The organism is Gracilibacillus phocaeensis (assembly GCF_900626275.1).
In the GTDB taxonomy this organism is placed as follows: domain Bacteria; phylum Bacillota; class Bacilli; order Bacillales; family Amphibacillaceae; genus Gracilibacillus; species Gracilibacillus timonensis.
The window spans coordinates 819591-844407 of the sequence record NZ_LR131145.1; the positions used below are offsets into that span (position 1 = coordinate 819591).

The window sequence follows — 24817 nt, forward strand, 5'->3', positions numbered from 1 at the left end:
TTGAAAAACTTGATTCTATCCCATTATGGTATGAGCTATTCAGTCTTGTTTTAAATGAACAATACTTTTCATCACCTTCCGGGCACTAATGTTCTTTCTTAAGATAAATAACCATATAAATATCATATTTGTTTTATAATATTGTCCCTTATTGTCTGATAGCGAAAAAACACGATCCATTACAATTAGTGAATCATTCATTAAATACGCTGGTTTATTGAAATTTCCCTTTGCACCAACATTAAGTAAGCGTTATCATTTGTTCTCAGAACCTCCTTTTACTTTTCTATTCATGAGTAGCCTTTCTTAAATTAAGTATATGTTTATATAATAAAGTATACTTTAATTTTTGTAAAGTATTATATTTAATTCATTAAAAAAGTCTGGAGGGGATTAAATTCCTCCAGACTTTTTTATATCGGATAGCACCTTTGTACTATCTCGAACTATTAATTTAGGGTAAATCTCATCTTTTAATAAGTTTTTAGGCTCGTTTTCACCTATCATCGCATATTCTTCTAAAAGTTCAACCGATCTTTTCCCTAAAGTATACGAATTTTGATTAATAGTGGTAAGGGATGGAGAATAATACTTGCTTAATTGAAGATCATCTATGCCAACCACACTAATATCCTCTGGAACACTTAGTCCTGCATCTTTAATAGCTTCTATAGCGCCAAATGCTTTCATATCACTTGTAGCTACTACTGCAGTAATGGTGTTATCTAAATCTAGCAGGGACCTCATTCCCTCATAGCCCATTTCTTCTGATTCGCTCTCTCCACCAACAATCACCATACGATCAGAATGAAAAGGTATTTGATGATGCGATAATGCTAGTTTATACCCTTCTAACCTAAGCATAAACTCTTGATTCATATCTAATAGTGAATTACCTGTAAGAATAATACCTATATTACGATGCTCTCTAGCTATCAAGTGTTGTGTTGCAAGATATCCACTGTTTACATTATTAACTACAACATAAGGAATTTCCAAGTGAGGATAGTAGAAATGTGCTGTAATAATAGGACGCTGTTCTTTTCTCCACCTATCTAATACATCCAAGCTAATGCCCACACCTTTATCATCGTTTAGTATAACAAGCCCAACCCCAATGGTATTGGGCGGTTCACCTTTGCGTTGATAATTCCACATCTCAAATTTAATTTTTTTATCCTCACAAGTATGGTGAATACCGTCTAATAGATCAACAAAAAATCGATGCGACAGTAGTTGAAAAGAAAATTTATTATGCACAAAATAAATTTTCGTAATTTTATTTTGCTCATTTTCAAGTTTATGTAGTAAGGAAGGGTTTACAAATGATCCTTTTCCTCTAATTCTTGTAATAATATGATCATTTGCAAGCTCAACTAATGCTCGTCTTGATGTTATTTCACTTGTCTGAAACATCTTTGCAATCTCAATTTGTGTTGGTAATGGCTTATCTAAAGGATATTCATCATTTAATATTTTTTCTTTTAATGATTCATAAACTATTTCGTACATTGGCTTTTTATTCATCATAATCACCTCCCACAAATAAAGTATACTTTATTTGTGGTAAGAATCCAATGAAATTGATTTTTTTCTCATTATTAATCTTTGAACACCTTCATAGAACGATTATATAAACGTGTACATATTACTTAGTAATTTCGTCATTTTAGTGGTAAAAACTCAAAACTGACCATACCCTATTTTTTATCACCCGTAAATCAATTTTTGATTCAACACCTTCCTCAATAGTTTACAAAAAATAACTTCAATCAACCATTGAAGTTATTTTACATTTGTTGAAACAACTAATGGTTACTCACTACTATTTCAACATCTGATGAGCTAATTACTTGTATACCATCCGGAACCTCAACGTAACTTTTAACTGTACCATCATTCTTTAACTCATGTCTTACAAATATGTTTCCTTGTGGCGTAGGATAATTCCCCTCCGCCCACTCTAAATCTCCAAGGCCGGGCTTAATCTCAATCATTTTACAACCTGCCTCGACAACCTTTATTCCTAAAACAAATTCTGAAAGCCATGCCGTAGGTCCTGAAGCCCAGCCATGACAGAGACTATGTCGATATTTAATATAACAATGATCACCATAAGAGCCATGGACATCTATCTTGTCTTCACCATCTACTACAATTTCATCGATTTTTGCCGCATTATCCAACCATTTCACATCAAAATCTTCCCAAAAAGTTGTAGCACCCAAGCTTAACATACCACCCCAATACTCACGAATATTCTCCAGACTTCCTATAATATCTCCTGCGTGTGCTCGTGCTATTAGTACATAATAGCCCAAAAACGTAGAAATATTTTTCGCACCATCTATAGAGAGTATCTCATTGTTAATCGTTGTATAGTCAGTAATTCCTGCGAGTGCCATTAATGAGGCGGCCTGTTTGTTATGATTATAATCTGGTACATACTTTCGAAGAATAATAACCGACTCCATATACTTTTCTGATAGCTTGGTTTCATTTAATTCTTTACATAGTTCAGCACCTGCCTCCATAGCTAAAATAAATAGGCTATGTACACCAGCCTCAACTGCCTTCGTATTATCTGATGATGGCCAATCAATGAAACGATGAGGAATACTATCTTGACCATTTTCCAAAATAAATTCATCTAAATAAGACAGTAATGTTAGCAAATAGGCTTTTTGTTCTTTTAAATACTCTATATCACCATTATGCATGTACCAATCTTTTTGAATCAGTATCCACCACATCGAATAGGCAGGTATACCATTCATCCATCCAGGGATTTTAGTCTCATCTCGTATTAAATCAAGACTCCTTGGGACCGAATCATCATAACCGAAAACTGTTTGTATCGTTGAGGTTTCTGGATGCATATCTCCCACCCACACAAGTCGATCACGCTTAATTCCATCCCATAAATAATTTTGCATATTAAGATGAACGGTATAAGCACCCGTTTGCCAAATTTGATTTAATAACTCATCATTACATGTGAAACTTCCTTTATACTCAATATCCTGATAGATAAAAATCGCTCGCACCGATTTTAAATCTACAAAATTTGTTTCATCTAAAAGATCAATACGTACAAAACGAAAACCGGTATTACCAATTTCACTCATCCCCATAAAGCTTACTTCTAGTTCCTGATCGCGAATTGCATGGTCATTAGTTGCATTTTTTTCCCCTAATTCACTCATCGCTTCCATCGCAGATTCACCAAATCTAACTCTTAGTCTCGACGTTTTACCATCACCACCCCAAGCAAGAATCTGAACACCTCCTTGGAGTTCCATACCAAAGTCCAGTAAAACACCTGCCTTTGCACCGTTATTTGTTAGCCTACACGCATTACCCGTATCTAAAGTAATCTGTCCGCTTCTTTTTTCTAATAAACATTCTGGATTCTTAACATCGGCTTGCTCACCTTCTGTCTTCCAAATCACTCGTTTTGGCGTTAGGTATGTCCGTACCCTATTATCATGTTCTAATCTATGTGATAGCTCATTTGTCCAAAGATTTGTTAATTTCCGCTTCTTATATTCATAACCAAGCAATGTACATACCTCCAATACATTTACTCATAATCAATGGAATATTCCATTGATTATGAGTAATATTAGCTAGTAAAACTGGTTCCATCCAGGCTAAATATTATTCTACTTCTTTCCAACGCTCATAAGCAGCCGAATTCACCTGTATATACTCTTCCACGTTCATTGCCTCTAAAGTATTTAAATAGTCATCCCAGTCACTTTCTATAGACGTACGACCAGTTATAAATTGTGCCTCTGCTTGCTCTATATAATCTTCTATATCTGTTCTAACAGACTTCAATGTCTGAAGTTCATCTTCCGTAAAATGAACAATTGGAAAAGTTGGCTGGGCAAATGGTTTAATATGCTCTAATGTTTGCTGCATAATATGTGCATCTTGTGGATCTGTCTCTTCTTGCTTATGCAATGATAATTCCTGTATATAATCATGTATCCTTGGTTCGGCAACTCCTAATGGCTTAATTTTACTGACAAATTCATTGCGCTCCATTCCTTCTGGTGTTAAATATCTTGCTCCCTGCTTATCATCTATATATTCAAAATCTTCGCCCTCCACCCCAAAATTATATAAAACGGATCCTTCATCACTATAAAGATAGTCCACCCATCTAATAGTTGCTTCTGGATACTCATTTTCACTCGTTATAGCAAATACCCCGGTATTAACGAGCGGCGTTCTTGCTGCCATTTTTTCACTTTGGAACTCAGATGTTAACGGAGATAGGGCAACGTAGTCTTCATTTTGATCAACACCCACAGTCAAAAATGGTCCTCCATCATAAAAAACACCAAGTTGTTCATTAGCACCTTTCGCATTCACTTGTTGCTTATCTTGTACAAAAGATTCTGAATCGTAGAGCCCCTCCTCATACAATTTATTCATATATGTCAAATACGCTTTATATTCTTCTTCTATCGGAGCAAATCTTACACTTCCTGTTGTAACATCCAAGTAGTCTGTGAATCCAAACGATCCAAGTAAAACGCTTAATACATTGGCATCCTGGGATCCAGCCATTGGTATTTCATCTGCTTCTCCATTTCCATTAGGATCCTCTTCTTTAAAAGCCTTCAAAACGGAATAAAATTCATCAACCGTTTCTGGCATGTCCAATCCAAGATTATCTAACCAAGTTTGGTTGATCCATAATTTTTGATAGGAAAGAAAACCTAATTCTGAATCCACAAATGGCAGGGAATAAATATGACCATCTGCCGCAGTAATAGACTTAAGCATTTCTGGTTTCTCTTCTAGTACCTTTTGGATATTAGGGGCATACTCGTCAATCAAATCTTCTAACGGTATTAATTGACCTTCTGAACCAAATTCCGCTTCTTGTTCTATAGTTAAGCCCATTCCTAATAAAATATCTGGCAGCTCATTACTGGCAAAAGCCAGATTAAGCTTTTCTTCTGCACTCTCAGCACTAGGGTTATTAAATTCAAAGTCAATATTTGTTTTCTCTTTCATAACTTGAAATACTTTCATTTCATTCCATGGCACTGTTTGAAGTGGTGAGGAAGGGCCCATCATCGTTAATTGAATCTCATCATTAACAATTGGATCGCCTTCCTTATTGAAATTGTCTGTATTAGATTTCAAACTTACCTCCTCTTCTTCTGAGTCTGTGCACCCTACAACAATAAAAATACTTATTATGAACACTAAAAACAAATGAACTCTTTTCATTTTGTTTTTCCTCCCCTTACCATATTTTAATTCTCTTAATAGTCAGCGGAACTTTGATAAACGGCAGAAGTTTATCTTGTTATTGTTTCTTTAGTTGTGGTTTCGCTAGTAAACCCGATGGTATCAGCATATAGTCATCAGAAAATGCTTCTCCTTCTGTAATAAAATGTTCTGGACCATAAGCTATGGAATGAACTGGATTAAGATGCAAGGGGCCAAATGTATTGCGTCGTGTCAAAATCACCTCGATATCAATATTATCTCTGTCCCTAACTTCGTCCGTAATATTTGCGTTATAAGGCTGCCAAGCTATCATATCTGTTTTCTTGTCTTCCGAGTGTATCTTTATACACGCCGCTTCAAACTCAGAAAAGGAGAGAAGTATATTATGATAATCTAAATCATGATACGGTTTAAGTGGTTTTTCTATTTGGCGATAGTCCAATTTATAGGTCACACTACCACTGTAAAATGGAAATCCCTGTTTAGTTAGGTCTCCTATCTTTATTTTTCCAGGTAATTTAGTTAGCATATTTTTTTGATTAAGAATAGATACACCAAATTCCCCTATAAGATAAATTGCTTCTAAATTAATCGCTTCATGAAATTCTGTTTCTAGCTCGACAAAGTTATCACCCTCCGTTAAATACCTTAATGGAAAAGGTACCCTTTTAAAACTATGATCGATCCAGGGCGTCAAATTATCGCTTATTTCTACCTTTTTTCCATTAATCATTATTTTGAATAAATCCGGTCGCTCCATCACTAATTGAACGGGTTCTTGCGGTATATCTTGGATATAAAAAGGGAATTTCAACTTTAATGGATGTTTCTTAGCTGTAGTAGAATGATGGAATTTATTGATATACCAAGGTTGAATCATATCTCCACTTCTCATCCTCATCCCAAGTTTCTCTCTTATTTCACGATCAATTTTTAATATTTCTTGTTCATCCTGCCAATTGGATTCCTCTATCTGATAAGAGGCACTGTCTAATACACAAACATTCTCCTCATTCAACACATAGGAAAAGTCCCCTTCTATATCCCCGATTATTTCTTCTGTCTTTTTTTCTAGTGTGGAGAGCTGTTCATTTTTCTCCGGGGTAATGACATATAAGTGTTCACCCGAGGATACGAAATTTGTCGCTATTTCTAGTCCTGCATTAGTAACCTCATATGGTGAAGAGTATTTTTCACCTGTAACAGCATCCCATTCCTCAATAAATTTGTTTTCATCATTTACAATAATGCGCACATCATCAAAATTATTTTCGCGATCCATATTAATTAATAATATAAATTTCTCTTCTCCATTTACTCTTATCTGACTGTAAACTTTCTCTATCGGTTTATTGGTTTTTGCATCCAACACCTGAATGTATGGATGAATAGATTGATAACATGTCTTAATTAATGCATCTTTCTGAAAAGGAATCTGTATAGCGTTCTCTGTCATGCTTTGAGTACAATTATTCTTAACCGCTTCAATATATTCCGGGGGATCCCCAGCAAAAATAACCTTGCCTCCAACTTCAATAAACTTTTCTAATATATTCACTGTTGTTGCTCTAATGGTTGTCATCCCAGAGACAATTACTACTTTGTAGGCAGCGTCACCAACATGTAAGATCGGCTCATTTTCTTCTTCATCGATTGTAAATAGCCTTGCCATCATTTCCTCATCCCCATAATCGAAATCTATCTGAGCACCTGATAACCAATGAAATAGATCTTGTTGCATCGCTTCTAAATTTTGCACTTCTGGAGATTTCGCTGTTAGATTCTCTGACCATCCCGGGTATACTTGACACCAAACACTTTCAATTGGATTAATAACCAGAACAGCACACTCCGGTTTACCATGTGTCATCACTACACCGAGTCTAGAAAAATATGTTTCCACATAGTCGTAATCACACCACCATGCCGACTGATCGGAAATGCTCGCTGGATAATCCCTTTTTGCTTCCCCTTCCATGGTGTACCAAGACAGATGATGACATCGCAAATTGATTCCAAACAAAGCTTGCCAATCACCAACGCTTTTGTGATTCTCAAATGACATCTGCCATCCAGTACAACCGTATAATTCTGACAAAAGCCACTTTTTACCGACTTGTCTCGCTACTGAAGAAAGCTGTTTTACAATCCAATAGTTCTGATTTTTTTCTGTTAGGACATCCACTCCAGGGTAATCCATGTGCTCATAATAACGCATAACTGACCCTGATACGGCTGTCTGAGCCGTTAGACTATCTTCATGTAAGACATGACCAGTTAAAATTAAGTTATTTTTACTACACCAGTCTTGCATGGGTTTGGCAAAATTCTCAATAAACATCTCTTGTAATAATTCCGTATAATGTAACTTTACTTGTGAAATTTTTTGTCCATCGACATGCAAAAATAATTCTGGCAGTTTCGCAACCAAATCATACCCGTATTTTTTTTTAAATTCATCAAACAAACGATACGTCCAAGGCGTCAGCCATGCTTTATCCTGATTTTGAATAGCAAATCCATCCATTAAAGATCCTCGATGTGGTTCGTCCGTAAAAATTCCTTTTATTGCTTTTCCAAGATGTTTGCCTGCGTATTTTTTATACTTTTCATGAGTTTGTGCTAAAAACTGTTCTGTAGCTTGTTTATTCAATGTGTCGAGGTATGTATAACCATTATAGAAGCTCTCTTTCTCCATCTCCTCGATCGTAAAATGTAAAATGATTTGATCACTAGTTAGGTTATATGATTGATCTGGCATAAGTTGTTTTACATCGAATACAGACAACTCTTCTAATTTACAACTAAAAGCTGCTATCGATGTCTCACCCCAGTTAAACTGGTCAGAAGAAATGATTTCTAGTCGTATAAACTTCAAACGATAGGCTGGATTTTGGGTAACCAACCCTCCGGCCGTTCCACTTGGCCAGCGATCTTCATCATAGAGCCAAGCTTCCATTCCTAATTTCTCCGCCTCTTCTGCACATGTATTAATTAAGTCAAACCATTCCTCACTTAAATATTCTGTCACCAGCCCTGTACGAGAATGCATAAAAAAGCCTCCAAAACCCATCTCCTTAAGCACCCCTATTTGCCTTAATAATTCCTTTTTCTCAAGTTTGCCGTTCCAGGACCAAAATGGCTTTCCTCTGTAAGCATTTGTTGGCTTGAGAAATAGTGAGTGTATTGTTTTTTCCATCGTTTTTTCCATATCTGAAACTCCTCATATAGTATTTATTTTAAAAAGGGTTGGTTCAAATGATCTTGGGTAATTTCTACATTGAATCAACCCTCACAATAATGCTATCTCTTCTAATCTATTTAATTTTCAAGCCACGTATCATAAGCTTCTTGATTTATTTCTACTAAACGATCTACATTCATTTTCTTTAGGGTATCTATATACGAAGACCATTCATCAAATGAGGCATCTCCTGTTACAAAACTTGCTTGCATTTGTTCTACATATTTTTCAATATCACTTTGGAGAGCAGTTATTTCATTCCGTTGTTCTGTAGTTAGATATATATCAGGAAAAGGAACTTTAAAATATTCTTCATAATTTTCCATCACTTCTGTATCAATATTGTTGTTAAGAGGTGACTCTTCTTTATGCACCCAATCTTGTGACATAAGATGAGGAATAAAAGTACCTGCAGCTGGTGTTCGTTCTGCTCCAGCTTCCGACATACTTTTTCCTTCCGGTACAATTTGCTGCCATGTTGTCTCCGTATCATCGGTCCATTCCCAATCAGTCCCCTCCATACCACCAGCTGTACCGATGAAAATACTGCCTTCTTCCGAGTAAAAATAGTCCACCCACCTTATCGCCGCTTCAGGATTCTGCATTTTGTCCGTTATAGCAAAAGTTCCTTGAGATAATCCTGTTGAAGATGGCCACATTAATTCATCATTGATTGAACTAGTCAAAGGAGGTAAGGCAACGTAATCCCAACTTTCTTCTTCTGGAACCTTGAGAAATGCCCCAGCGTCCATAAATAATCCTAAACGCATATTCTGTCCCTTAGCATTTAATTGCTGACCGTCTTGTGTAAAGGTTTCTGAATCTAATAAACCTTCTGTATAAAGTTTATTCATATATTTTAAGAACTCTTTGTAATTATCCGTCTCTGGCACAAAAACAACTTGATCATCCACTACATTTAAATCGTTTCCTCCTAGATAACCGAATGCTCCCATCAGACCATACTTAATATCATTTAATTCTGATGAACCAACAGGAATAACATCTGAGTCACGATCCTTAAACGCTTTCAATACAGTGTATAAATCATCTACACTTTCAGGCATATCCAGCCCAGCCTCATCTATCCATTGTTGATTTATCCAAAGTTTTGGACCAGTTAAGTCTCTTGGCACATCAATCACCGTCGGAAGAGCATAAATATGACCATCTGGAGTCGTGATATTCCGACGAATATCCGGATTTTCATCTAGCAATTTGGAAAAATTGGGTGCGTGTTTTTCTATCAAATCTTCTAACGGGAGAAACACTCCTTCAGAACCATATTTCATTTGATCAGCAGTGCTTATATTCCCTCCGAAAAAAGCCTCTGGATAAGTCTCCACTAGCAAGTAAAAGATTGAATTTTTCCTCATATCCATCTCCCGAAGGCGTTTCCCAATCAATGTGAATATTGGTCATTTCTTCATATTCTTGAATGATCGACATATCTTCCCAATTAGCTTGAACTGGATTTTTCTGCCCTACCATTTGAATATTGATCTTCTCATTAACGATTGGAAAACCCGTTTCATTAATAGTAATTTGCTCATCATCCGTGGTCCCTGAACTATCCTCTGTTGAATTCGAACATCCAACTAATAAAAAGATAACTAATAATACTAAAAGTACAATATAATGCTTTTTCATTTTTCCACTCCCTAATTATAATTTAAATATCTTCTAAACCATTTATGTGCATAGCATCATTTCAAATAGATTGAACCTTGCTTAATATCTTCATACGACGCTATTCCTTAATAGACCCTACCAATACGCCTTTAACAAAGTACTTTTGCAGAAAAGGATAAACAATTAGTAATGGCAGTGCTGCTACAATCATCACAGCATATTTAATGATATCCGCAATTCTAGCTTGTTCCGCAAATGACTCTAGATCTTGACCAGACATCATCATATCTGCACTCATTTCATTAAGGATTAAAATCTCACGCAAAATCAACTGTAACGGATATAAACTTGAATCATTCAAGTACATCAATGCATTAAAGTATTGGTTCCAAATCCCAACCCCATGAAATAGTGCCATTACAGCAATAATAGGTGCAGAGAGTGGTAATACCAGTTTGAAAAAAATATAAAAATCCGTTGCGCCATCTATTTCAGCCGCTTCTACCAATTCGTTAGGAACATTTTGTTGAAAAAAAGCTCTAGCAACAATAACGGACCAAACTCCAAGAGCATTTGGTACAATCATTGCCCAAGTAGTGTCTATCATCCCTAAATCCCTAATTAGTAAATAAGTCGGAATCAAACCTCCATTAAAAAACATAGTAAAAAGAAAAAACCACATAATTGCTTTCTTAAAAGGAATATCCGTTCTAGATACTGCATATGCACTGGGTAAAAGGATAATCAAATGAACGATAACTCCACCGATTGTGTATATAATTGTATTTTTATAACCATTCCATATATCTCCATTTTGAAATACCCTTACGTATCCTTCCCATGTAATATCCTTAGGAAAAAACCATACCTGACCTGAATTTACTAAAGTTGGGTTACTTATAGAGGCACTAACAATATAAATTAATGGATACATCACAATCACAATAAGAAATAAAATAAATATGGTATTACATATAATAAAAATTTTGTCCGTTGCACTCTCTCGTTTCAAATCCCTTCACTCCCTTTCTACCAGAGACTGTTATTGGTTGTTTTTCTGGCAATATAATTAACTGTTACAAGTAGGATCAAGCTAATTATTGAATTGAATAAGCCTACTGCTGCTGAAAAACTATATTGACCTTCAAGCAGTCCAGATCGATATACAAATGTTTGAATAACATCAGAAGATTGCATATTTAAAGGATTTTGCAATAAATAAACTTTTTCAAAGGCAATTGACATTAGGTTTCCAACTTCTAAAATCAGCAATATAACAATCACCGGCAATATCGCTGGAATATTAATATGTAGGATTCTTTGGAGACGCGATGCTCCATCTACGGTAGCTGCTTCATGAAGTTCGGGATTTACACCTGCCAATGCCGCCAAATAAATAATCGCCCCCCACCCTGCTGTTTGCCATACACCAGATTGAACAAAAATTGTTTTGAACCAGCCCGGCTCTGCTAAAAAGGCAATAGGTTCTATACCAAAAAGGCCAAGTAAATTATTCACAATACCCGTAGAAGGACTCAAAAAGGCAACAAGCATACCTGTCATTACTACTACGGAAATGAAATGCGGCGCATATGTGATGGTTTGTGTAAATCTTTTGAATAGATTATTTTTAATTTCATTCATTGATAACGCTACTATTATTGGAACAGGGAACATCGCTAATTGATAAGCACTCAATAGAAGAGTATTTCTTAGAATTTCCCAAAAGTAATAGGCATTAAAAAAACGCTCAAAATGAGAAAAACCAACCCATGGACTTCCTAATATACCAGCAGAAGCGCTATATTCTTTGAATGCGATAATCACACCATACATTGGATAATAATTAAAAATGGCAAAAAAGATAATTGCTGGTGCCATCATGACATACATTCGCCATTTCTTTTTCATTTTTTTCCATGTTTTATTAGATGTTGCACCGGATATTGTGGCTTTCACCTCTGTTGCAGTTTTAACTCCCACTATTCTCTCACCCTTTCGAAACACAGTACTTTATAACAACTCTTAATCCTTTGTTGTCATTTTTTTCGAAATTAAAGTAACCGCTTTCTTTTAAAGTAATTCAGCCCCGCTTTAATTCAACTCTACTCCATTTTCATTTTGCAATCATTGTTTCATACGCCATTTTGATGGTCGTTTCGGTCATGATAGAGGATGTCCTTCATCTACCATTTTCCTTATAAAAAATGTTCCAGATCCCCAATAAAACACATTAACTATTTAGATCTGATCAGTCTTTCGTCTACATATTTACCATTACATTTTTTATCGTACAGAAAAAGACTGTAAACAACACTGCCCCATTCCGATACGTCGTTTACAGTCTTATTGGTTGTCTCATGTTTTGTAAATAAATGAAGTCTGAATTATTCGTAAGCAGGTCCATCACCCAACGCTATGTCACCCACCAGCAAATTCCTGGTTATTCGAATCAAATATTGTGAAGTTTTCTTATTAATTTTTCGCAGAGATATTTTCATTTAATATTGCAGTAATTACCAATTTGTCGAGGTTTAACCTTCATTCTTATATCACATCAACCATAACTTATAGTATTATATGTGATAAACAATGCGGCAAGGCAGTCAGCTATCCCGGGTTGGATTACTATTCATCACGCAACGATTAATGAGGATAATCAAGCAGAGATAAGCTACTCGATTGCAGAAGGGCAAGAATCTGAGTGGATGGAAGAAGAGGAGACGCAATGGAAGAATATCCTTCAATTAACCGCACTAGATTTCCACGTCGAGGCATTACGTCTGGTAAACGAAACCGAACAAGTCATTTCAATCTTTCCTTTTAAAAATAACAATTAAATCCTAAATGCAAATAATCTCCACCGGAAGTATAGTTCTGATCATTACTTACTACCAGTAAAAACGTATGACTTGGGTATCTCTATTCATACGTTTTTACTAACAAGATGCCATTGCCTCTGCAATAATTTTTACTCCTTAACCACACATATATACATTTTTCATCCCATTCTAAAAACTTGTCTTGAACTACATCTGTGCTTGCTGTGCGCTTATCATTTGTGGACCGATCTCCTTTGTTCTAGGTGTCCTCTCCCCCTAAATAATAGGAAAATACTGCCCATATCTAGGATTAGTATAATAAGGTGGCCTAGGTCCTATTTTCGGCAATTGGAATGTATGCTGACCAGCCTCATATCGCACTCCCACTTTCTCATTTGGTTGATTCACTAACAATAATTTCACTTCGGGGTTATAATAATATTGCATGGTGTTAACCTCCTTGTTTCCTTCTACCTCCTACTTTATTCAAATCCCATCGATATGGTGTTTCACTACATCCGCCTATTTTGCATAAAGTATTGCATCCATGTTATTTCAAGGAGGATTATCATGACGCATAAAAAACAAAACGAACCGACAAGATCCCATTATCCAATGTATCCAAACTATGGTCAGATCACACAATATCAAGATGTGCCGGTTACAGTTCCGGAACAACGTCAATTTCGTCAGCCAGGTTTAGAAAAATGGATGGTGCCCAGACCCATTATCGAGAATCCGAATGATAAAGGAAGTAATAAACTAGCCGAAAAAATTGCACTGATTACTGGAGGGGACAGCGGTATGGGAGCAGCGGCTGCCATTGCCTTTGCCAAAGAAGGTGCAGATGTAGCCATCGCTTATTTGGATGAACAAGAAGATGCAGATAGGACGAAGTCTCGAATTGAAGAGCTTGGACAGCAGTGTTTACAGCTTCCAGGCGATTTAAAGGATAAACAACAATGTATAGATATTGTAGAAAAAACGGTGGACACTTTTGGAAAATTAGATGTGCTTTGTAATCATGTTGGCATTCAATTTCAACAATTAAGTCTGCTTGATATTACAGATGAGCAATTTGATGACACATTTAAAGTGAATGTGTACTCCCACTTTTATACTACACGTGCCGCACTCCCTTATTTAAAAGCAGGCAGTTCAATTATTAATACGGCTTCTGTCGTCGCTTATGAAGGATATGATCAATTAATCGATTATTCAGCAACAAAGGGAGCTATTGTCAGCTTCAGTCGAGCCTTGGCCAATAATCTTGTAAGCCAGGGAATTCGAGTGAACGCCATTGCTCCAGGACGAATATGGACACCATTGATTCCTTCCAGTTTCTCCGCAGATGCCGTTTCATTAGCCGGAAACCCCATGCAACGTCAGGGACAGCCATTTGAAATTGCTCCCACTTTTGTTTATCTCGCTTCTGACGATTCACGATTCGTAACGGGGCAGACACTGCATGTTAACGGTGGACAATGGACAACATCTTAATTTATTCTAAACATTTAGCGATTCGATAATCAATCATTTTCGCTCTTATTAACTATCCAAAACAGAAAACCCCCTCTATTCCCATGATACGAAGGAATAAAGGAGGTTTTTGTTTGTTTTAACTGCGAAATTCAACCTTCAATGATAAATAAACTGTTTAATCAACAAAAATAAAACACAAAAATGTATTGAAAATCAAGTCATCTTGTGGTAAATTAAGAAAGTTATATGTTATATAATTAATTTTTCTCAGAACTTATCTACTATAATTATATAACATAAGATTAGCACTAGTCAACCCTTTTTCAAAAAATTTAGGAGTGTTGCTATGAATTCATTATTTGTCCAGGAGCAAAAACGACTAAATCTTGTGTTGGAAACCATCAGAAAGGAACTTAACACGCTAGAAGAAGAAACTAACAAGCGTAAAAATGAAGTAGTTGCCACCCGTAAACATTTCTGGGATGAGATTAAGGTGAATACCGATACCTTTGATGATTATTTGGAGACAATTATCGGATTACGCCAAGAGGCGCAAGCCCTATCTGTGAGTCAAAGCCAGCATAGATATGCTTCTGAACGCATGGACACACTTCATCGCATGAAGAAGAGTCCTTATTTTGGCCGCATTGATTTTAAGGAAGAAGAAGGAGAGGTTAGACAAGAGCAAATTTATATCGGAATTTCTTCACTGACAGAGACAAATGGCGATGATTTTTTGGTTTACGACTGGAGAGCCCCTATTTCCAGCATTTATTACGATCATCAGCCTGGCCCCGTCCAGTATACAACACCAGAAGGTACTATCATCTATGGGGATTTACAGAAGAAATGGCAGTATTTAATCCGCGACGGCGCGCTTCAATCGATGTTCGACACGAGTCTTACCATTGGCGATGAGATTTTACAACAAGTACTGGGCAAGGGAACTAATAAACAATTGCATAGCATTGTCGCCACTATTCAACAAGAGCAAAATCAGATTATCCGGCATGATCACGGGAGACTGTTGATTGTTCATGGTGCAGCTGGCAGTGGCAAGACATCCGCAGCCCTGCAGCGCATCGCCTATTTGCTGTATAAATATCGTGAGCAGCTGAATGCCGAGCAGATTATTTTGTTCTCACCAAACTCAATGTTCAGCAGTTATGTATCCCATGTGCTTCCGGAGTTGGGCGAAGAAAACATGCAGCAGGTCACCTTTCAAGAATATTTACTGCATCGCCTGCGCAAAATGTTTCAAGTAGAGAACGCCTATGATCAGCTGGAATATGTTTTAACAACAACAGATTCCCCTGCGTACCGAGCAAGGGTAGACGGGATTTCATTTAAAGCCTCTATTCGTTTTTTGGAGGCCATCCAAACCTATCGAAAGTCCCTTGAATCATCAGGTATGCTGTTTAAACATATTCGATTTAGAGGAGAGACCATCGCAACGGCACAAGAAATAGCAGATAGATTCTATAACCACGACACTTCTCTGCGTTTTTATAATCGATTGGAAAAATTACGAGATTGGCTCATGGATAAAATAAAAGAAAAGCAAAGAACCGAACAAACCAAGTCGTGGGTACAAGACGAAGTCGAACTGCTAAGTGATCAAGACTATCATGAGGCACGCCGGTATCTAGCGGAAAAGCGCGGTCTTGCCAGAGAAGCTGTCGATGCCTACGAAGTGAAACCAGAAGAAATAGCAAAATTAATCGTCCACCAAAAAATCAAGCCATTACGAAAAAGAATACAGGCCTTACAGTTCATTCATATAACCGGCCTTTATAAACAACTTTTTGTCAACCCAGTTCAACTAGAGGCTTGGCTTGAGGGAATAACTTTGAGAGAGTGGACAGCGATTTGCCAGATGACCATTGAGAAACTGGATGATAATCAGCTATTTTATGAGGATGCGACCCCCTTCTTATTTTTAAAAGAATGCATCCAAGGCTTTCAGACAAATAACCTAATTAAACACATTGTTGTAGATGAAGCGCAAGATTATACTCCTTTTCAATTCGAATTCTTAAAGCGTTTGTTTCCTGTGGCAAACATGACCATACTGGGTGATTTTAATCAGGCCATATTCGCTCATGCTAACGAAAGTGTGAATTTCAACACACTTACTCAACTATATGGTTCTGATAAGACAGACATCATCAATATCACACGCAGCTATCGATCTACCAAACCGATTATTGAATTCACGCGCAAGCTTGTACCAAATGGAGATAAGATTATTCCTTTTGAACGAAGTGGAGAAACACCAATCTTAACCTATGTAGCAGATAAAATCACATTGCACAAGCGCATTGCCGATAAAGTCGATGATTGGAAAGGTCAGGGCTATCACAGCATTGCGCTTATCTGCAAATCGGACGAAGAAAGCAGGCAAGCACATAAAGTCTTATCCAGCATAATCGATGATATAAAATGGATACAGGATGGCGCAACGGAGTACGAGCAAGGTGTAGTGATCATACCTTCCTATTTGTCAAAAGGGATTGAATTTGATGCCGTTATAGTGTATAACGCTTCAGCAGAAGTATACGGCGACGAATCTCTCCGCAGGCTATTCTACACGGTTTGTACCAGGGCTATGCATAGTTTACAGCTATACACAGTAGGCAAACCAAGCCCATTTTTACAAATTGCATTACAGGAGGGATTACTTCAATAATTCTTCAAAAGTACTCACAAAAAATATAGGACGGAGACTTTAATATGACTAATATCCAATCGCAAAAATATGAATACTTAGCTGATGATCCAAACGTTAAAACAATGCCTATCATGCTTTCCCTCATCATAGGGGCTTTCTTTGCCGTACTGAATGAAACCTTGTTGAATATTGCCTTAACCACTTTAATGAAAGAGTTTGATGTTACGCTACCGACCGTACAGTGGATGGCAACGGGTTTTATGTTGATGATGGGAATTGTCATCCCGATATCGGCTATTTTGGTACAATGGTTTTCTACACGTCAATTATTTATCGGTGTGATGACTATCTTTACAATTGGTACAATGATAAGTGCGATAGCACCCAACTTCACCATGCTTATTGCTGGTCGTTTCATGCAGGCGATTGGCACTGGTTTGCTGATGCCGATCATCTTTAATGTATTCCTGCTCCTTTATCCACCACAACGACGCGGGAAAATCATGGGGATCGTTGGACTGGTATTTATGTTTGCACCTGCTATTGGTCCAACGCTATCCGGAGTGATTGTCGAATACCTAGGCTGGCGCTACTTGTTTATTACTGTCATTCCCTTTGCCCTATTTTCGATCGTGTTTGCCTCTAAATATTTGGTGAACGTAGGGGAAATAACCAAGCCAAAAATTGATATTCTTTCGATTGTATTTTCTTCCATTGGATTTGGAACGATCATATTTGGTTTTAGTTCGGCAGGAGAAAGTAACGAAGGCTTTCTCAGTCCTACGGTATATACGACGATCATTATTGGTGTAATTAGCATTGCTTTATTTTCATGGAGACAATTAAAACTAAAAAATCCGATGATGGATCTAAGGGTATTCCAATATCCCATGTACACACATGCCGTTTTGATGTTTCTCATTATCATTATGGCGATGTTCGCTTCTGAACTAATATTACCAATCTTTATGCAGGGACCATTAGCATTAACAGCCGCTGCTGCCGGATTGGTACTATTACCTGGGAGTATCCTTAATGGTGCAATGTCACCATTTATGGGGCATCTATTTGATAAATTCGGCCCCCGTGTTTTGATGATACCAGCTACTTTCGTTTTAAGCGGGACGATGTTTATGATGAGCAGGCTTACGGCTGACACCCCCGTCTGGGTTATTATTATCGGATATATTTTATTAATGTTGAGTGTCTCTGCCATTATGATGCCTGCACAAACGAACGGGTTGAACCAACTTCCCAAGGCATTATACCCCCATGGGACAGCTGTGATGACTACCCTTCAACCGGTTGCTGGTGCGATAGGTGTTTCGGTGTTCATCAGTATTATGAACGCCCGCCAGCTTCATTTTTTGCAAAATGCTAGTAATCCAGAAAATCCAGTAACCATCAATCAGGCGATGGTTGCTGGGGTAGAGCTAGTATATTTCATCGCCTTCGCCATCGCGCTCATTGCCGTCATTATGTCATTTATGGTTTATCGTTCGAGTGCAAAAGAAACAGACACAACAAACAGTACCGAATAGAGAGCCACTTTACAAAAGCACTCCTTATACTTCATGTTATCAAGGAACATAGGGGGTGCTTCTGATGTTTTTAAATAGGTAAGCTTCTTTTATGCATTTATTTCCCTTAATTCTTCCGTCATTAGTTCCACCAGTTCAGGTCTTCCATGATAAGCTGCAGGTGTATTTTGAAAAAGCTCAATTTTCCAATCGTTGGCTTGCTTGGATACGACCATGGTTTGATGGGCATTTAACGCCGGATCAAGCTTTTCTTCTCCAGGTGGGACCATGCCTGCAATCGCAAATAAAATAGCAGAGTCTTTTCCCAGTGGCCGCCATTCCTTTATTTTTGTTACGAAAGGGGCGGTAGGATGTTGGGCAAAGATTGGCTGCAAATGCGTCAAAATATTCTTTGGCCCAATTATTTTACTGCCGTCAAAGCCGATTTGAACGCCGCGTTCTGCAAATAAATCCGCCATTCCTTGGGCCTCACGGTTATTCCATGCCGTAATTAACTTTTGATAAATCTGTTCAATTTCCATAGCCATTATGTTTCCCCCTAAGATCTTTTGTATGTTGCTAAGCTCGTCATTATTTTCTCGTGTGGCATAAATGGATATCTGTTTGCTATTATCTCTTATTTTTTCACCTCATGCTACGATAATCCTAATATTTCTTGCCTTTTCATAAAGGGAGATTTTCTTCCCCTCCCACTAATGAATAGCGGAATTTACGGACGGTTAGCACAAGGATAAAAATATGTCCCACAGCAGATTTTTACATTTTCATTGTTTTTAACCCTGCAAATAGGGTATAATAACGATATAGAAACATATAATAAAAAGACCGCTCATGCAGTCACATGAACGGTCACAATAGGCCGAACCCCAACAAGAGGGGCTAGGTGGCGAGTGAAAATAATCCCTCACTTACCTGCTAAAGTGTCATGAGGGATTATTTTTTATGGTTCTTATCAGACATTATAAATGCTATTAGCATCCCAAAGGATACCATTAACATCAATGTGCCTTCTAAATCCATTGGCGTCACCTCCTCCCTTGGAAGTCTCCAACTTAAGACTACCGACAGGACGACAGTGCCACCCTAACCCCTCATGTGAAGTCAGTCTATTGATAAGTCTATTATATTATAAAATAGGTCTAATAACTCATCGCAATTTGCATACAAAGAACTTCCTTTCAAAAATATTCATTCAGATACCTCACAGCTAAGTGCTACTAACATTGATTTGGAATCGACTCCTAATATTTTTCCATTGTTTTTAATCCTGTAAATAGGGTATAATCATTATAAGAAAGACATATAACTAAAAAGACTGCTCATGCTGGTACATGAACGGTCACAATAGGCCGAACCCCAACAAGAGGGGCTAGGTGGCGTGAGAAAATAATCCCTCACTTACCTGCTACAGTTGCATGAGGGATTATTTTTTATGGTTCTTATCAGCCATTATAAATGCTATTAGCATCCCAAAGGATACCATTAACATCAATGTGCCTTCTAAATCCATGGGCGTCACCTCCTCCCTTGGAAGTCTCCAACTTAAAGACTACCGACAGGACGACAGTGCCACCCTAACCCCTCATGTGAAGCCAGTCTATTGATAGGTCTATTATATCATAAAATAGTGCTTAGATAACAAACACACTCTCTATTTTTCACTTATCCTTTATTTTTATTATAGACATCAAATCCTACAGCGATCAGCAGTACCAAACCTTTAATCGCCTGCTGCCAGTCAATACCGATCCCAATCAGGGACATACCATTATTCATAACCCCCATAACAAGACCGCCAACAATCGCTCCAATCACCGTACCAACACCACCAGCCATGGACGCACCGCCAATAAATACTGCAGCAATGGCGTCCAACTCTAGCATATTATCAGCTGCAGGTGTTGCAGAATTGAGACGTGCCGCAAACATCAGACCAGCAAGTGCTGCCAGTACACCATTGTTGACAAATACCCAAAACACTACTCGTTTGGTTTTGATGCCAGACAAATCGGCCGCTTTTTTATTACCACCTGTTGCATAGATATGGCGACCCATTACCGTCTTTTTCATAATAAAGGTATACACCATAATGAGAACCAAGGCAATCACTAAAACGGTAGGAATCCCTTTATTCAAGGCCAGCTGATAAGCAAACCAGTTAATCACCAGTAGTAATAAACCAATTTTCACAATGCTAACCCATAACGGCAACACTTGGAGATTGTATTGTAACTGATTTTTCCTTTTACTAAATTCCATATAGATTAACACCAGCGATAATACAATGGACAACACCATCGTAAAAATGTGGATATTGCCACCTTGAAAGAGATCAGGAACAAATCCACTGCTGATCTTCTTGAAATCGGATTACCATTAGTGATTCTATAGAACGAGAAAAAGGACAGTTAGCAAATGAAGCACAAAAAATGTAGCGCTGTTCTGCCTTCCTGTTTGGAGTACAATTCCATTTTAAAACCACCAGTATGGGAACTGATGGTTTATATGATATGTCGAGCAAACGGTTAAGAACTGGTTGATTCCCCACCATCTACGTGAAGCACTTGCCCGGTGACATGCCTGGAATCATCAGAGGCCAAGTAGACAAAAGTCGGTGCTACTTCAAAAGGCTGAGCCATCCTGTGAAATAGATTCACGCCATGCAAAGCATTGAGATCGGCAGATAGGCTGGATGGAGTAAGTGGTGTCCAGACTCTTCCTGGAGCGATAGCATTCACTCGAATCTGACGTTTGGCGATACTTTTGGCTAGAGAACGGGTCCATCCAACGATTGCTGCCTTTGTAGCTGAATAGTCCATTAATAATGGTTCCCCGGCATATGCCACCACAGATGCGGTTCCAATAATCGAGCTTCCTGCCTTTAAATGGGGCAGTGCCGCTCTCGTTGTGTAGAAGTGAGAATATACATTCAATTTAAAAGTTTGATCAAATTGTTCATCGGTAATATCTGTAAGTTCATCCTGTTGAAATTGGATACCAACATGGTTGCACAAAATATCCAGTTTCTGAAATGCGGCTAACGTTTCAGTCACAATATGTTCGCACTGACTTTTTTCGCGGAGATCTCCTGGCAACAGTAGGCATTCCTGGCCAAGTTCCTCCACTCGCCTTTTCGTTCGATTGGCATCTTCGTGTTCATCTAAATAAGCAATCGCAACGTCGGCACCCTCTTTGGCGAAAGCTATCGCCACTGCTGCCCCCATTCCACTATCACCACCAGTAATTAGCGCCACTTTACCGTTTAATTTTCCACTACCCTGATAATGCGGGTTCTCAATGATCGGCTTGGGCACCATCAAGCTTTCCAGCCCTGGTTGAACCAGTTGTCTTTGCTCAGGCTGAGTCAGCGGTACCTCTTGATAACGCGTGATTTTTCCGTATATCGGATAATATGGATAAGGATCTTCTATTTTATTATCTTCAAACCATTTTTGATAGGCTCGAATTTGTTGCAGTACTTCTGCCGATACCTGTCGATAATGATCATTATTTTGATTTTCCATAACGATTTCCCCTTCCTTTTCATAGATTATGATTAGGCAAGTGCATATGTGATGCTGTTTCCTATTACAAAAGCCATTTTCAGCAATTATAAGGAGGAACTAAATTGGAAATCGAATTTCACCCGCAAGTAGTACGTTTATTAGAAAATAGCAGACAGGAACTGGAGATGCATTATTTGGACGATGAATGGAGCACGCCATCTATTATGATCAGACCTCCATATTATACTAGACCTGTTTATCAGCCTTATTATCCGGAGATGGATTGAAAAGAAGACAGCGCTTGATTCCCCATGTTCAACCAAAGACTCTGTATTCTTAGGCCATTAGTGGGATTCACTGTCTCCACTAATGGCAAGGTTGGCATGTATTGCGTTGATAGTGAAACCTAATTTGCACAAAAAAAGAGCAAGTAACTAACTCACCCCTTTCTGTCAGTTGCGCTAACTGATCAAATAAGTATTTGCCGATGCTATCGGAAGGATAAAAGGCCCTTCTCCACCTGTAAAATCTTATCCATTTACCAGGATTGCTGCAGCGATTCTTGAAGAGAGGTATTTACCCGTTTCTTTATGTGTGAATCATTTCTAAATGGACTCTTGCACTAACAAAATTGGAACACAATCGTTGCAGCTATTTCCGTTTTAAGATCCTCTAGAGATAACTGCAACTGTAGAAAAGCCTCTTCTTTTCCTTGATGATTGGTAAAGGTCTTACGCCTTATCTGCGGTATCATATTCGAATCATAAACAATCTTTAGAGATTGTTTTGCCCCTTTTAACACAATTTGGCTATCTTCTATCACATAAGGCATATCCAGCAAAATAAAATGTTCTATCAGAGAGGATGGCTCATCAGTGAAACGAAATCGATCGGTTAACGTTAAGGCAGGGTGTCGGTCTCTATCAAAAATAAACGTTCTATTCAAACGTAATAAAGTTGGATCGTTGTAAGCCTTATGCATATGTAATTGAAATATCGTTTGATTCCTACAATGATCTGCCTGTTGAACTGTTGCCTGATATTCTTTCCCAGCAAATTGAGTCTGTCCATTAATGACGGGGACTGAATGACCATAACTGCTATTACAGATGAAATCATAGCGCTGCTCACTGAAATACGCCTGATTGTACTGTCCCGCACCTAAATCCTTCAAAAATACTTCTTCTCCGCCGAATAATAGAAAGTGTCCGATATCATTATGGTTATGGGGTTCATCGTTATGTCCTCCCTTCGCAGCAAACGCATAGGTTTCCTCATTACACTGGAATCGCGTCATCAAAATCGCGGATGGCTCCCATAAGACATTAGCATCTCGCCAATTCGATCCTTGTTTGCCTACATCATACCATTGTAGTTCACGAAAAGCTGGTGCCCATCTCCCACAATGATCGACAATCTCTTTTTGACCAATTTCTTTAACTGGTAGATGTACCTCAGGGAATTTTTGCTGAAGATAGTGGGTGAACCCTAGCATTGGCTGAGCAAATGACGGCGCATCCGAGAAATTGATCAGATGGTTTCCGGATAGAAAGATATGCTGCTGAAATTGCGCAATTTTGCGTATCTTGTTGGAATTAAATAGCTTATACCTTTCACCTGTCACTCGTTCTAACAAATCCATAAAATAAACAAAATATCCAAAACCATATTGCCAGTAAGTATAACCCTCCGTGCACGCCCCATCTGCTTTAAAGCCACTCAGATAGTGTTCCATACTGTCTAAAACTCGATCTATTATCTTCGCCAGCTGCTCTTGGTCTTCTAACATATAAATAGCAGCCGCCCCCACTGATCCAGCACATACAGAGGCCCAGTTGTGACTGGCGCTCTCCCAATGGAATGGCCCATTATTGATAAAATTACTTAGTACACGGCGATCAATCTCTATTTTTATTTTCTCTATCAAAAACGGGTCCAAGTGGTCTTCTAGTAAATAAATTATTTCTGCGAGTGAAAAAGCGGTTTCCGCTGCAAACAAATCAATCGTGTATTCTAATGTCTGTGATTGTTGATACGAGACATAGATTTGCTCCTCCTTCTGTTGATCGATATGAGCAGGAAGACACCACGTAAACTCCTGACAAATTTGCCATATCTCATTTTCTAACGCCTGCAGATACTGCTTATTTTCTGGCTCTATAGAGCTTAATAATCCAAATGTTGTTAACCTTTTTCTGCGCTCAAAATAAGCCTTCTCGTATGTACTGCGTTCACCGTCTCTTTGAAACTGGCGAAAAGTTTGAAAAGAAGTCAAACTGGATTGCTGAGAAAGAAAGTACGCTGCTTCTTTTGTTAAATAGGCTATCGTTTCCTGATGTTGCTCCTTATCCAAGTTCCCCCACAATTTCTTTACCTGATCTGTTTGTGTCATTTTGGCTGCTCCTTTTTGCTAAAGGTAGTTCTTTATAATATTTCGATTATTTCCCACTTTCATTAAAACATAATTATTAGACAAAGAACCACTCTGGCATATATATAAGTTGGTTTTTAGTAGGAATAGCTACGATAAAATATGTACTAATTTTATGAAGAATGTACTGCTGAAATTGATTATCCATTGTTTTAACGATTGAATGATCAATAACACTTGTCTTGTTAAGTAAAATGTCACTTCTTCCAGCATTATTGCATGCAATAACCTA

The 24817-nt window shown here is 37.9% G+C and carries 17 protein-coding genes and 1 pseudogene; 5 read left to right on the forward strand and 13 right to left on the reverse strand.

All coding sequences use genetic code 11. From position 1 onward, the window contains the following. Positions 1-393: 393 nt before the first annotated feature. From E0E32_RS19975 to E0E32_RS20010, 8 genes are all read right to left on the reverse strand, one after another. Positions 394-1527, reverse strand: a complete 1134-nt coding sequence (locus tag E0E32_RS19975; protein WP_286172012.1) for a GntR family transcriptional regulator — start codon at positions 1525-1527, stop codon at positions 394-396. A gap of 281 nt (positions 1528-1808) precedes the next feature. Further along, a complete protein-coding gene (locus E0E32_RS19980) occupies positions 1809-3563 on the reverse strand; it encodes an alpha-L-rhamnosidase-related protein (RefSeq protein ID WP_130860632.1) in 1755 nt (584 codons plus the stop codon). A 97-nt stretch (positions 3564-3660) separates the two neighbouring features. Then, positions 3661-5253, reverse strand: coding sequence for an extracellular solute-binding protein (locus tag E0E32_RS19985; protein ID WP_130860633.1), 1593 nt, complete (start codon positions 5251-5253; stop codon positions 3661-3663). 79 nt (positions 5254-5332) lie between these two features. Beyond that, positions 5333-8467: a glycosyl hydrolase gene (locus tag E0E32_RS19990; protein ID WP_130860634.1), complete on the reverse strand. Its 3135-nt coding sequence runs from the start codon at positions 8465-8467 to the stop codon at positions 5333-5335. Positions 8468-8577: 110 nt separating this feature from the next. Further along, positions 8578-9876, reverse strand: coding sequence for an extracellular solute-binding protein (locus tag E0E32_RS19995; protein ID WP_165445103.1), 1299 nt, complete (start codon positions 9874-9876; stop codon positions 8578-8580). After that, complete coding sequence (locus E0E32_RS20000) at positions 9797-10150, reverse strand: hypothetical protein (RefSeq protein ID WP_130860636.1); 354 nt, start codon at positions 10148-10150, stop codon at positions 9797-9799. The genes E0E32_RS19995 and E0E32_RS20000 overlap by 80 nt, the downstream gene beginning before the upstream one ends. A 100-nt stretch (positions 10151-10250) precedes the next feature. Next, a complete protein-coding gene (locus E0E32_RS20005) occupies positions 10251-11144 on the reverse strand; it encodes a carbohydrate ABC transporter permease (RefSeq protein ID WP_130860637.1) in 894 nt (297 codons plus the stop codon). 17 nt (positions 11145-11161) lie between these two features. After that, a complete protein-coding gene (locus E0E32_RS20010) occupies positions 11162-12043 on the reverse strand; it encodes an ABC transporter permease (RefSeq protein ID WP_130860919.1) in 882 nt (293 codons plus the stop codon). A gap of 671 nt (positions 12044-12714) precedes the next feature. Here E0E32_RS20010 and E0E32_RS20015 point away from each other — a divergent pair. Next, positions 12715-12972: a hypothetical protein gene (locus E0E32_RS20015; protein WP_130860638.1), complete on the forward strand. Its 258-nt coding sequence runs from the start codon at positions 12715-12717 to the stop codon at positions 12970-12972. Positions 12973-13230: 258 nt separating this feature from the next. Here the strand turns inward: E0E32_RS20015 and E0E32_RS22430 are convergent, their stop codons facing one another. Then, positions 13231-13401, reverse strand: coding sequence for a hypothetical protein (locus E0E32_RS22430; protein ID WP_165445104.1), 171 nt, complete (start codon positions 13399-13401; stop codon positions 13231-13233). Between the two features lie 123 nt (positions 13402-13524). Between E0E32_RS22430 and E0E32_RS20020 the strand changes: the two genes are divergently transcribed. The 3 genes from E0E32_RS20020 (at position 13525) to E0E32_RS20030 (ending at position 18648) form a co-directional block, all read left to right on the forward strand. Further along, positions 13525-14454: an SDR family oxidoreductase gene (locus tag E0E32_RS20020; protein WP_066190044.1), complete on the forward strand. Its 930-nt coding sequence runs from the start codon at positions 13525-13527 to the stop codon at positions 14452-14454. A gap of 328 nt (positions 14455-14782) precedes the next feature. Beyond that, positions 14783-17125 carry an RNA polymerase recycling motor HelD gene (helD, locus tag E0E32_RS20025; protein ID WP_130860639.1) on the forward strand — a complete coding sequence of 781 codons (2343 nt, stop codon included), beginning with the start codon at positions 14783-14785 and terminating at the stop codon, positions 17123-17125. A gap of 44 nt (positions 17126-17169) precedes the next feature. Then, positions 17170-18648 (forward strand): MDR family MFS transporter, encoded by a 1479-nt coding sequence (locus tag E0E32_RS20030; protein WP_130860640.1) that lies wholly within the window; start codon positions 17170-17172, stop codon positions 18646-18648. Positions 18649-18737: 89 nt separating this feature from the next. Here E0E32_RS20030 and E0E32_RS20035 read toward each other — a convergent pair whose 3' ends face one another. The 3 genes and pseudogenes from E0E32_RS20035 to E0E32_RS20045 form a co-directional block, all read right to left on the reverse strand. Further along, positions 18738-19175, reverse strand: a complete 438-nt coding sequence (locus E0E32_RS20035) for an SgcJ/EcaC family oxidoreductase (protein WP_130860641.1) — start codon at positions 19173-19175, stop codon at positions 18738-18740. Positions 19176-20310: 1135 nt separating this feature from the next. After that, positions 20311-21012 (reverse strand): annotated as a pseudogene (locus E0E32_RS20040) (ABC transporter permease subunit); the annotation flags it as partial. A 161-nt stretch (positions 21013-21173) separates the two neighbouring features. Continuing rightward, positions 21174-22172, reverse strand: a complete 999-nt coding sequence (locus E0E32_RS20045) for an SDR family oxidoreductase (protein WP_130860642.1) — start codon at positions 22170-22172, stop codon at positions 21174-21176. Positions 22173-22276: 104 nt separating this feature from the next. Here E0E32_RS20045 and E0E32_RS22435 point away from each other — a divergent pair, with 104 nt between their 5' ends. Then, complete coding sequence (locus tag E0E32_RS22435) at positions 22277-22441, forward strand: hypothetical protein (RefSeq protein ID WP_165445105.1); 165 nt, start codon at positions 22277-22279, stop codon at positions 22439-22441. A gap of 335 nt (positions 22442-22776) precedes the next feature. Here E0E32_RS22435 and E0E32_RS20050 read toward each other — a convergent pair whose 3' ends face one another. Then, the gene (locus tag E0E32_RS20050) at positions 22777-24546 is read right to left on the reverse strand and encodes a heparinase II/III domain-containing protein (RefSeq protein ID WP_130860643.1); all 1770 of its coding nucleotides are present in this window, start codon (positions 24544-24546) and stop codon (positions 22777-22779) included. Between the last annotated feature and the right edge of the window lie 271 nt (positions 24547-24817).